Genomic DNA, 12,011 nt, shown 5'->3' on the forward strand with positions numbered 1-12,011 from the left:
CGTACTATATTTTATATGAATTTAAATGCATTGGCCGAGAGCCCTTTTAGTCTCCACATCTCTTTTCATAAACTGATAGAGCATCTTGAGGAGGTGGCGGCTGCCCAGACCGGGCCGCGGGCGAATTATGCGCGCTCGATATTAAAAGAGGTTGAACCCTTCCCCGAACTGAGGAACGGCATTACCAACAAAGATCAGATCATTAACAATACCGAGGTTATCAGCCACTTGCTGGAAAATCTTTTTCCGGTAGCGCTTACCGATAACGAAATAAAAGCTGTAAGCATACCCTACCAGGATATTATCTTTAACCAAACAAGGCGTTTCAAAAGCATCCTTTCCTCTGCAGGCGAGGCTTTTAATATTGCGTTCAGGGATTATAATGAGCACCAGTTTTATGTAATGGGCTGCTGTATCATATTAGATGAGGTTTACGGCACGCAGTTTAGCTTCACTACGCCCCTGTATTACGATATACCCACTGCCCAGGGCATACTAAAGCATTACCGCATTCTTTACAATGCAGACTTTTTAGAGCTAACGCCCACCAGCAAAGCGGTTGATCTGACGCAGGACGATATAGAGCTGCTGGCAGATAATTTTGACAACTTTGATCTTTGGAAGGAGAAGTTTCCGCCGGGTAGCTGGGAACTTAGAGGTTTTGGGCTGATGTCGTTATTTGATGCGACCATAGAGAGCGCTGTGTCTTCGTTAAAAGGCACCCTGCTTGGCGGTGATGATATAGATGATAGCAAACATGAGGATGTGGAATCAGTATTTCGGTCGATATACCGGGTTCCCGATCTACGCGTGGGTTTCCTTTCGTTCGATCCGGATGAACACAGCTTTACGGTTCTGCCATTCAGCGAACAGTTTAAAAGCTTTTTACTACCCGAGGAGGTGGAAGCGGAACTATGCTCTGATACTTTGTGCGTACACTCGCTAAGCACTGTTGTGAACGAGAAACTGTATTTCGCGATATCCGATATCGACAAATATATTGCTACCAGCCCAACAAGCATAATGGGGAAACGATTTAAAGAGCAGGGTATTAATAGTGTAATATTAGCGCCGGTTATTAAGAACGGTCAAATGCTGGGCATCATTGAGCTTGTATCGGGCTTTAAGGGTAAACTGAACAGTATCAATGCCAACCAGCTTGATGTGGTAATGCCCTTTATTACCGATACTATCGACCGTAAGGTATCCGACATGCAGAACCGTGTACAGGCCATCATACAAGACGAATACACCAGCATCCACCCAAGTGTTTACTGGAAGTTTAAAAAGGAGGCTAATAAGTTCCTCCAATTTAAAGCGCAGCATAAACATTACAATTTAAAAGAGATCACGTTTACCAACGTATATCCGCTATATGGGCAGGTTGATATTAAAGGTTCATCAGATACCCGCAACAACAGCCTGCAAACCGACCTTAAAAACCAACTTTGTGCAGCCATATCACTGGTTGAAAAATTAAGCGTTTCCTCGGGCATCGAATCACTTGACGCAGTATCACAACGGTTAAGGTCTTACGAAATAGAACTTGCCTCGGCGCTAAGGGCAGATACGGAGCAACAGATACAACAGTACCTGGAGCAACAGGTGCATCCTATTTTTAAACAGGCACTGGTTTTAGAAATTCACAATTGCCCGGCTATTACCAAATACTTTGAAGATGCTGATAAAATGGGCGATTTCCACTTACAGCGCCGCAAATACGAAACTACCGTTGCCATTATCAACGAACGAATGGCTACTATGCTGGATAAATGGCAGGTAGAAGCCCAGGCTGCTCATCCGCATTATTACGAGCGCTTTAAAACCGATGGCGTAGAACACAACCTATACATCGGCGAAAAGATTGCGCCAACCATACCTTTCGAAATGGAACACGTGCATAACCTGCGCCTGTGGCAGATCCAGGTTTTGTGCGAGATGGAGCTGGAGCATCATTTTAACCGGGAAATATTGCCTTACCCGCTGGAGGTTACTTCGCTGATACTGGCCTTCAGTTCGCCTTTATCTATCAGGTTCAGGATGGATGAGAAACGGTTTGATGTGGATGGAACTTACAATGCCCGCTTCGAGATCGTAAAAAAACGCATCGACAAGGCCTGCATAAAAGGCACTACCGACCGCATCACCAACATTGGTAAATTAACTGTGGTTTACACCAACCACGATGAGGAAATAGAGTATTTAACCTACATCCGCTTTTTACAATCAAAAGGGATGCTGGAAGACGAAATAGAAATGCTGGAGGTGGAAGATCTGCAGGGCATCTCGGGCCTGAAAGCTATCAGGGTAAAGATTCTTTACGATAGCAGCCTGCCCTCAAAAAAATGTTACACCTACCAGGAATTGCTGCAGGAAATAGACCCGGAAGAGATGAAATATCAAAAAGCCAGCGAGCCAAATACCCCGGTGGAGTAATCGGCCATGGCCTGGTTTATTTCTTCGGCGGTATTCATTACAAAGTTATCTTTCGCGGCAACAGGTTCCTCTATAGGTTCGGCTGATAAGAACAGGATCTGAGTATCCTGTTCGGCAGTGAGGATGATTTCTTCATTTTCCTTTTCGAAAACAATAAGGTTGTATTGCGTAACTGTTTCCTGGTTGATGCAAACGCTGCCTTTTGCAATGTACAGCAAGGTCCAGTAACCGGGAGTGGCATTAAACTGTACGGTTTTTCCAATCTCGATTTCTCCAACAATTGATATCACCGGGGTAGTACTTTTCAACGGACCGGTTTTACCGTCAAATATCCCGCTCACCAGCCGCAGGTTTACGCCTTCCTGCTCCAAAACCAATGGCTGCTGCTCCTTTGTGGCCGATTGATAGCTTGGCTCGTCAAACTTATGCGCCTTTGGTACATTCACCCAAAGCTGCAATAGTTCCTGCACGCCGCCTTCTTTTAAAAGACGTTCGCTTGGCCCTTCGCTGTGCAGGATGCCTTTGCCGGCAAACATCCACTGGGCATCTCCGGCTTTTACAATTTCGTTATGCCCGGCGCTGTCTTTATGGTAACCCTCGCCCTGCAACATAAAGGTAACCGGCGCAAAGCCGCGGTGCGGATGCGGATGGATGCGCAGAGTTTGCCCCGGCGCTACTTCCTTTGGTGGCATGTGGTGCAATACGATAAATGGGTTGGCAAACCTAAAATCCATATGTGGCAGCGGCTGCCTTACGGTTTCTTCTTTAGTTATCTGCTTTTCGCGGCCCAAAAGGATGTGCTGGATCTTCTTTTTCATATTACTCACATTTTAAAAGTAAAGCCTGCCTAAACTTAAGTTTAAACAGGCTTTATCCTACTATTTAATTCAACACCCCATATTTCCCCGACTGGAATTCCTGGATGGCTTCCATAATTTCCTGCTGGGTGTTCATCACAAACGGTCCGTAACTTGCAATGGGTTCGTTAATAGGTTCACCGCTTAACACCAGTATAACGCTTTCGGTATTGGCTTTAATGGCAATTTCTTCTCCATCATTTTTAAATAAGATGAAGCTGTGCTCCTTAGCTTGCTCCCCGTTTACTTCTATGTTCCCATTGATAACCAATAAAGCTGTGTTATGCGCTGTGGGAACGATAAAATCTGCGGCGCCGCCTGGTTTTAATTTAATATCGAATAAATTCACCGGGCTAAAAGTACTGGCCGGGCCTGTTACATTGTTGTAGGTACCCGCAATTACGTTTACTATACCTCCATCGTCGGGCAATTGTACTTTGGCCATTTGGTCGGCGGTAATAGCCTGGTAGCCTGGCTGTGCCGATTTATCCTTTTTGGGCAAATTCACCCATAGCTGCACCATCTCAAAGGGGCCGCCTTTGCGCGAAAATTCCTGTTCGTGGTATTCTTTGTGGAGGATGCCGGCACCAGCTGTCATCCATTGCACATCGCCGGGATTGATGATGCCGCTGTTACCGGCGCTATCGTGATGGGCAACACTGCCTTTGTAAGCGATGGTAACCGTTTCAAAACCTTTATGCGGATGTACATCTACCCCGCGCAAATGCTCCGACGGACCAAAATCAAATTCCGCATTAAAATCGAGCATTAAAAACGGACTGATACGCTGCTGCGAGATCCCCGCGCCCGGTATCATATTATAAACCCTGAAACCATCGCCAACCATACCTGGCCGCGCAGGGCGGGGAATTATTCTTTCAATCGACTTTTTCATTATGTTTTACTCCTCTTTAGTAATATAAAGGTAGCGACTATAGCCACGACCAGAAATAACTTAGGTTAAGGGTAATTGTTAATGTAGATTAAGGGATTTAGTGAGTAGAGAATAGTGAGGGGTTTCTTTGTGGTTATTTAACTACTTACCATTCACTACTCACCACTCACTTATTTCACCACCACCGTATTCAGCATTTTGCTTAAAAATTCGGGGGTAACACCGATGTAGGATGCTACCTGTTTTTGAGGGAGTGAAAGGATTAACGAGGGATAAAGCGTACAGAAATTGGAGTAGCGCTCCATGGCGCTTAATATCATATTATCTATCTGCCTGTGCTGATAGGTAGCCATGGCGTTCTCGGCGAGCATCCGGCCGAAGCGCTCGAACTTGGGGTACTTGAGCTGCAGGGCATCCAGATCCGGCTTAAGGATGTACAACAGCTCTGTTTCCTCAATCGCATCAATATTCAGCCGGGCGGGTTCATGGTTCAGCAGGCTGCGCATATCTACTATCCACCAGCCAACCGGCGCAAATTGCAGCACATGCTCGCCGCCATTTTTATCAATCGCGTAACTGCGCAGGCAGCCATTGGTAACAAATGAGATCTTAGTGTTTATGTCACCGGCTTCCAGCAAATATTGTTTACGCTTTACTTTTTTGTAGTGCAAAAACGAGGTAAAATAGATCTCTTCTTCCTCGGTAAGAGTAACGTATTTGGCAATATTATTTAAAATGGGCGCGTAATCCATAGATAATGCAATAATAAATGAAATACCACTAATTTCACGAATTAGGCGAATTTCACGAATTAAAAAGTGAAAGCTTACTATAGCTCACCTACTTCAATTAGTGTTAATTCAATCTTGTTCCGTGAAATTCGTGTTTAATAATAAAGGCCACAAGGATAATCCCTATGGCCTTCGAAACTATATAAATACACTCCTTGTATTCAAACTTAATTTATACCGGCTCTCCCGCGCAATTATAATCCTCGTGGAATTTCACCAGCTTCAGCATCACGTCTATAGCGGCTTCGTAGTTTTTAACACCTACAACTTTTTTGTACTCGTTCTCCAGGTTTTCCACCTGGTTTTTTAAGTGCTGATAAAATTTTTCGCCCTGTGGGGTGAGGTATAACATGAATGCACGAGCATCATCGGGGCTTTTTTCGCTGCGCACCATATTGGTGGCTTCCAGTTCTTTTACAATTTTACTGGCGGCCTGCTTGCTTACGCTCATTTTGGCGGCCAGCGCGTTATTGGTAATACCCGTAGTGCCAATGCTCATAAAAAATGGGATATGGGCGTTGTTAAAATCGGGGTTATCCATACGGCAGAGCTTTTTCATGCTCCAGTCGTCTATCGAACGTTTAAGCAGGTACACCAGTTTACAGGTGATCCGTTTCGAATCTTCAATTGTATTGCAATCTGACATGATAGTATAACGATTAAAGGCTTACCTGGTTTACGAATTTACGTTAAAAATCGAACTTAACAAATGCGCGTACACCGTACTCTGGTGCACCCGGATGATCTAAATAGGTAAAGCGTTTCACAAAATCTATCCGTAGTATTTTAAATATGTTACCTACCGCAATGCTCCCCTCAATATACGGAGTTGAACCTAATGCATAAGTACCGCCGTTAGCTCCAGATGGGAAGCGTAACAGGTTGGCATGGTTCATCGGGTCGTTCTCGCTGCGTACGCCACCCCAAAGTGCTTTAAAATCGATGATCTCGCGCAGTTTCAGTTTCTTTAACAAAGGCACACGGTTAAACAAAAAGCCGTTAAAGTTATGGTCGATAGCGATGCTGGCGTAATGGTCGCTCACAAACTCCTGGAAATTCATCAGATTATATGAGTACAACTGGAACGCGTAAGTTTGGTTGGCGTGGTGTATATCCAATAAAGGGAACGGCACCTGGCCAAATAAATAGCCGCCTTCGGTAGTTACATCGGTAAAGCCTAACTGCGATAGATAAAAACGCTTGCTGATGTTACCGGTTATGTTTTGGTAGTTGTAGTCGCCGCCGGCCAGGCCTTTAACGCCCTGTGCATAGCTCAGCGTAAACACGGGGTATTTATCAGGTATTGGGGTGCGGTAAAGCTTACCCTGGTAAAATTTTTCGTGCGGTGCCCAGCGTATCGAACCAGACAACTCTGCTGTATGGATAGTACCTACATCGTTGAGCGTACCGTTTGGCAGCAGGTTTTGGAACTGCAGGGCACCTGCCGCATTCTGGTTCCATTTTTTGAAACCTATAGTGTACGATAAGTGGTTGGTAAACTCATGCACATAATCCAACCTAAAAATATCATTGTACAGCCACATATCATTAGCACCGCGTTTAAAGGATAACAGGAAGTTACTTTCCTGTACAAACTGCAGTTCCTGGCCCGGTACCTTGGTATCGTGCTGGAAACTTGCGCGGACATAATTCTGCGGGAACGAGTAGATAGATTTATTGTTGAGCGAGTAAGTACTGCTTAAAAAGTATTTCCACTCTTTATCCTTTGTACCATAAGCACCGTAAGTTTCAAAGTAATAGCGTTTGCTTAGTAGCGGCGTGCTGCGGCCACCAAAGCGTAAACGTAAACCCTCTACAGGGTTAAAGCTGTAAAAAGTATTAGCCGGGCCAACTTCAAATGTGCCGTAGTTTTTGTAACCGGCAAGCACCAGCGTTGCAATATCCATTGTTCTTTTAAACGATGGGATGGTTTGCAGGCTATCAATGTTTTTATAGATACTGGCTGCGGCGGCATCCAGTGTATCGGGGCGGCTCATCAACCAGTACTTATCGTCTTTTTCTGCAGCGTTGGATGCAATTACCTGGGCAGGGCCTTTGTAGGTATCATCGGTACGCGGCGAGTTCACCACGAAGTTATTTACCGATACCAAACGTTCACCAAACACGCCACCGCCTTTATTTTTGTTTATCCCGAACTCGATCTTTAGGTCGCTTTGGCTTAAGTGGTATTTACCATCTGCGTTCTTTTCGAAAGCGAGGGTAGCCTGCATCTGCCTTACAAAATTTAGGTTGATGTTTTTGTTTACGTTTAACTGGGCATTCTGCACGGCATAGTTGCCATCCATGGTGATGTATATTTTACCCTCAAAAAGTAAACCGTTGGTATTTCTCGGTGTAAAGCTTAACTCTATCAGGTTGGGCTGCTGATCTTTTAATGTATCGGTGATAAAGAATTTGTAATAATCGGGTGAGTGATCGGCTATCGGACTCAGCAACTGGTTGCTTAGCAGGGATACGTTGTTATCATAAATATTGATATCCTGGTACATCCGGTTAAAGTACGTGGTAAGGCCCTGGTTATCAACAAAGCTTTCATCGTATTTTACCTGTTTGTTGGCAGATATCACCTGCTTTTTGGCATACGGCGATTTACGGTAATAGTTATCAGATAATTTTTCTTCCTGGTATAGCGGCAGCAATGTTTTACCGCCTATAGCAGTTGAATCCTGCTCGCGGAACAAAAACTGATAATTTTTAAAGATGCGTTTGGTTTTGAATTTTTCGCTCAGGTTGCTCAGCGCAAAGCTCATGCGCTCGTACTGTTTGTACTCAGCAAAGTTGTAGTTCTCTAATTGGTTTTGCTCTTTATGGGCAATAACCTTACGGATGAGTTCTACAGCCGGGTTATCCTTGTTGGTGTATTTTTTCTTTTTACCAGATCGTACCACAACCTCGCTTAGTGCCTGGTTATCTTCTATAAGGGCAATGTTTATTTCCTGCTCTTTACCGGGTTCGATAGTGCGGGTAGCGGTTTTAAAACCAACAAAGGTAACCTGTATTTTGGTGTAGTTGCCTGTTGTGCTGATATTGTATTTACCCTGGGTATTAGTGCCGCCGCCAATGGTACTATTGGCAAATGTTACGGTAACGTACGGCATCGGCTGATGCGTTTTAGCATCGGTAATGGTACCGCGCACCACAGTGCTTTGGGCTTGCGCCCCGGTAACAGCTGCTACCGAGAGCAGCAAAATTATGATGCTTTTAAAAAGCGGTTGTAGGTTTTTCATTTGTTGTAATATTAAGAGTGCGATAGGGTGGTATTATTATAATGGAAACGCTTTTGAGCCAGCTGGCGGCCCGCGGCGCTATATTTTGCAACCATGTGCTTTACCGTTTTGCCCGATGTTTGCACCAGGCTGCGTGCGGTAAGCGTTAAAAATTCAGTATTGATATCCAAACCGTTCAGGCTTTGTTTAAGGCCTTCGCCCAATGCCTCGATAACATATTTGGTTGGATTTTTTAAGAACGCGGTATTTGCAACCGGGTTGTTACCGGTAGTTGTTGTATTTGTTTTATATAGGCTTTCAGTTTTCATGATTCTGTAAATGATGATGCAAAGGTAAACTAAGTTGACTAATATAGTCAACTTAGTTTACGATATTTTTGTTAACTGGTGTATTTGTGACACTAAAATGAATTTTATGCTTATTTGTGTATTTTCTGCCTATACGATTGTAGACGACCAGGTTGGACAAACATTTCAACCCGGGTGTATTTATGACACTAAGATGAGAAAATAACTTCCGCAGCAATCTAAAATGGATGGATGGTATTTTGTTATCAATTGGGTACATGTGCTTTTATTATTGATATGCAAACTGCTAATCCATTTAGATGCCAATGAATTAAAAAACTACATATCAACCACTTACGATAATAATACACTATACCTATAAACGGCATTTCGCTAATTGACGATTGAGTTGGCGATATTTGGACGCAAGGGGGATAATTAAAAAAAACAAAAAGCCCCATCCGTTAGCGAATGAGGCTGTATTAATCAGGGGAAAAAAGGGGCGTGTTATCAGGCCGGCAACCCGGCGAAGATGATGTAATAAACCGCCACGTTTTTGGGGCGGGTCTCGGTACTTTCGCCGGCTTCAGAGGAGGCTTTAGACTGCCGTTCGTTTGGCGGGTTCCAGTTATCGTCGTGATGTGTAATCCTGAACGCGCTGGTATTCCATTCATAGGTATTATGCGTGTGCTTTTTAAAAGCATCGCCCTGGTATGTGCCAACACCGTTTCCGGTATGCCCCCCGGGGTGCTGGGCTTGCCGGCTCCCCGAGTCGGGGTCGCGGGGTCCGTCCGGTCTGTCTACCCCCCTTAAGAAAACACCACGCAGATCGGGTACATTAAATTTGCTGCTGTCGCCACCATTTGAGTTTCCTATTGCTTTATGCAGCTGCGGAAAGGCGGCATGCTCATATGACGTACCATCGCATGGCAACCAGCCCTGCGCGCGCAAACCTATCAGGTTGTCCCACAAACCCATATAAGGCATCACCGTGCCAACGGGTAAAATACTTATTGTGGCAGTTACGCTTGCCTCGTTAATTTTCATAGTGTCGTTTTCCATAATAATATATAACTGGTACTAAATATGTGGACTACTGAGGTAAGCCCGCAAAAATAATGTAGTGGGCACTGATGTTTTTTGGGCGGGTCTCGCTTCCACCTTTAGAGTCGGATTGAAGTGCTTTTTCTACGTTTGCAGGTCTTATACCGGTACCGGGGTCATCTATCTGCTTATTCTCATTTATCCATGCTTTTGTAGTATGAAAATGTTCTTTAAACTGATCGCCCTGGTAGCTGCCCGCAACATCGCCCACCTTGTCGGCCGAGCCCTGACGGGTTCTGTCCGCTTTATCAGGGTCTTGCCCCCTGGTGCCATCAACGCCCCTTACAAAAACGCCCCGCATATCGGGTAAATGAAAATTTACGCCGCTTCCGCCGCAACTGTACCCTATCATATCAAATAATAAAGGATACTGATCTTTATTAAGCTGGTCGCCATTACAGTAATGCCATCCGCTTGCTGTTAAGCCGGCAAGTTTATCAAAATTCCCCATAAAAGGCATTACCGTGCCAACAGGGACGTTAAATATCATTGCGGTAACTGTTTTGACTTCTTCGTTTTCGTTTTTCACTGTTCAATCTTCATTAGTTTTTAATTTAGTGTTTACGCAGGCAACCCAGCGAATATGATATAGTTTACTGATACGTTTACCGGGCGGGTTTCATCACCACCGTGATCTACCGTTTCCGAATCCATTCTTTCGGTACGGTCGAAATAGTGGCCACCTTCTGAGTCCTTTATACTATAAACCCCGCACCTTAACCACGATTCAACAATTTTATGCTTATGCCTTTTAAATTCATCTCCTTGCCGGGTTAGAACTTCGTTACCGGTATGCCCACCATCATTTTGGGCACTTCGTGCATTTGCATTAGGATCATGATTTTTTGCGTCAGGGCCGTCTACGCCGCGTAAAAACACACTTCTAAGGTCGGGCAGGTAAAAATCGGCACCACCGTTGCCGCAGGCATTACCTATAACATTATGCAGGTTTTTATAGTCGTTTATACTCACTTTTGCGCCGTCGCAAAGCAACCAGCCCTGAGGCTTAAGTTCAGCAACCTTAACACCATTGCCCCCAAAAGGCATTATAGTGCCAACCGGCAAATTCTGAATTACAGCAGTTACAGAAGCGGTTGTATCTTTTAAGTCCTGGTTTTCCATGTATAAAGCAAATAATATTAATTCAGATCAATTAAGCAGGTAACCCGGCGAAAATAATGTAGTTTACCGATACATTCACCGGGCGGGTTTCATAGCCACCCAGCGCGGCTGTCTCTATTGGTGCCTGCCCATCTCTCGGCTTTTCAAACCTTTCAAACCATACGCTATCGCCTGTGCCCGCTACTTCTACTTTAACAAATTCCGACCCGTCGGGTGTTAAATGCTTGTGGCTTCTAATATCATCAACCTGGCGCGACAGCACTTGGTTACCAATCACATCTGCGGAGGCATGGCCTGTTCTTTTGGCCGAATCCGGGTCGCGCGCGGTGCCTTGTTCCCCCGTTTGTACGTCCACGGCGCGTAAAAACACGCCGCGCAGATCCGGGAGCTTAAATTCCGGCGCTACTCCGCCGCAGGTGTTTTTTAAAACAGTAAAAAGGCGGGGATAATCTTTGCTTTGCAAAAGCGCCCCGTTACATAAATACCAACCATACGAATTCAGCTCGGTTGCCTGGGTTGTGTTTCCTGCAAAAGGCATTATAGTGCCAATTGGTAATAAATTTATTGAGGCGCTAACGGTTGCATTAGCCGATACGCTCGTTTTATTTTCCATTTTTAGTGATTTTTAAATTGGTTTAACGTACATCAGGAGGTAACTGGTAATTAATTATTTTAGACAGAGCTTGCGGGCAAACCTGCAAAAATGATATAGTTTACCGATACATTTACGGGGCGCATTTCGCTGTTTCCTGTTTCAGTGGTAAAAATTGCCTTGCCCTCCCTGGCCTTTTGAAAACGTGAGAATACCAAGGGGAAAATAGTCATGCCTATTTTTTCTACACGAACAAATTGTGACCCTTTGGCTGTAACATGCTGGTGCTTCCTGATCTCCTCATTTTGGCGCGATAATACTTTGTTACCAATTTCGGCAAAAGAGTTGTGCTTCATCCGCCATCGTGCACCAGGATCCCGTTCGGTGCCCTCCTGGCCATACTCTACATCCACTCCCCTTAAAAATGTACCGCGCATATCAGGCACACTAAATTCATCCCCCTCTCCTCCGCAGGAATGTCCTAAAACATCAAAAAGGCGGGGGTATTGGTTACGTTTTAATTTTACGCCGTTGCACAAATACCAACCTTGTTGGTTCAATTCGGCCGCCGTCTCCGCGTTTCCGGAAAAAGGAACCATCATCCCTATCGGCCATATGTTTATTGGTGAGCTTACCGAAGCACCAATCTCGTTGATTGTGTTTTCCATAGTTATCTTTT

At 44.7% G+C, this 12,011-nt stretch carries 12 protein-coding genes; 1 reads left to right on the forward strand and 11 read right to left on the reverse strand.

What is annotated here, in order from left to right; all coding sequences use genetic code 11:
* The first annotated feature begins 15 nt into the window (after window positions 1-15).
* Window positions 16-2,436: a GAF domain-containing protein gene (locus tag IDJ77_RS00685; RefSeq protein WP_191186999.1), complete on the forward strand. Its 2,421-nt coding sequence runs from the start codon at window positions 16-18 to the stop codon at window positions 2,434-2,436.
* Here IDJ77_RS00685 and IDJ77_RS00690 read toward each other — a convergent pair.
* The 11 genes from IDJ77_RS00690 to IDJ77_RS00740 form a co-directional block, all read right to left on the reverse strand.
* Window positions 2,400-3,254: a pirin family protein gene (locus tag IDJ77_RS00690; RefSeq protein WP_191187000.1), complete on the reverse strand. Its 855-nt coding sequence runs from the start codon at window positions 3,252-3,254 to the stop codon at window positions 2,400-2,402. The genes IDJ77_RS00685 and IDJ77_RS00690 overlap by 37 nt on opposite strands.
* A 64-nt stretch (window positions 3,255-3,318) precedes the next feature.
* The gene (locus tag IDJ77_RS00695; protein ID WP_191187001.1) at window positions 3,319-4,188 is read right to left on the reverse strand and encodes a pirin family protein; all 870 of its coding nucleotides are present in this window, start codon (window positions 4,186-4,188) and stop codon (window positions 3,319-3,321) included.
* Window positions 4,189-4,358: 170 nt separating this feature from the next.
* Window positions 4,359-4,940, reverse strand: coding sequence for a Crp/Fnr family transcriptional regulator (locus IDJ77_RS00700; protein WP_191187002.1), 582 nt, complete (start codon window positions 4,938-4,940; stop codon window positions 4,359-4,361).
* A 211-nt stretch (window positions 4,941-5,151) separates the two neighbouring features.
* Complete coding sequence (locus tag IDJ77_RS00705) at window positions 5,152-5,625, reverse strand: MarR family winged helix-turn-helix transcriptional regulator (RefSeq protein ID WP_191187003.1); 474 nt, start codon at window positions 5,623-5,625, stop codon at window positions 5,152-5,154.
* A gap of 43 nt (window positions 5,626-5,668) precedes the next feature.
* Window positions 5,669-8,227, reverse strand: a complete 2,559-nt coding sequence (locus tag IDJ77_RS00710; RefSeq protein ID WP_191187004.1) for a DUF5686 and carboxypeptidase-like regulatory domain-containing protein — start codon at window positions 8,225-8,227, stop codon at window positions 5,669-5,671.
* Between the two features lie 11 nt (window positions 8,228-8,238).
* On the reverse strand, window positions 8,239-8,535 hold the full coding sequence (locus IDJ77_RS00715) for a hypothetical protein (RefSeq protein WP_191187005.1): 297 nt from the start codon (window positions 8,533-8,535) through the stop codon (window positions 8,239-8,241).
* 489 nt (window positions 8,536-9,024) lie between these two features.
* The gene (locus IDJ77_RS00720) at window positions 9,025-9,576 is read right to left on the reverse strand and encodes a phage tail protein (protein ID WP_191187006.1); all 552 of its coding nucleotides are present in this window, start codon (window positions 9,574-9,576) and stop codon (window positions 9,025-9,027) included.
* A gap of 31 nt (window positions 9,577-9,607) precedes the next feature.
* Complete coding sequence (locus tag IDJ77_RS00725) at window positions 9,608-10,147, reverse strand: phage tail protein (RefSeq protein WP_191187007.1); 540 nt, start codon at window positions 10,145-10,147, stop codon at window positions 9,608-9,610.
* Window positions 10,148-10,179: 32 nt separating this feature from the next.
* Entirely contained in the window at window positions 10,180-10,740 is a 561-nt protein-coding gene (locus IDJ77_RS00730) for a tail fiber protein (RefSeq protein ID WP_191187008.1), read from the reverse strand.
* 31 nt (window positions 10,741-10,771) lie between these two features.
* Window positions 10,772-11,353, reverse strand: a complete 582-nt coding sequence (locus tag IDJ77_RS00735) for a phage tail protein (RefSeq protein ID WP_191187009.1) — start codon at window positions 11,351-11,353, stop codon at window positions 10,772-10,774.
* A gap of 59 nt (window positions 11,354-11,412) precedes the next feature.
* Window positions 11,413-12,000: a phage tail protein gene (locus tag IDJ77_RS00740; RefSeq protein ID WP_191187010.1), complete on the reverse strand. Its 588-nt coding sequence runs from the start codon at window positions 11,998-12,000 to the stop codon at window positions 11,413-11,415.
* Window positions 12,001-12,011 lie beyond the last annotated feature (11 nt).

Source organism: Mucilaginibacter pankratovii, from assembly GCF_014773265.1.
GTDB lineage: Bacteria > Bacteroidota > Bacteroidia > Sphingobacteriales > Sphingobacteriaceae > Mucilaginibacter > Mucilaginibacter pankratovii.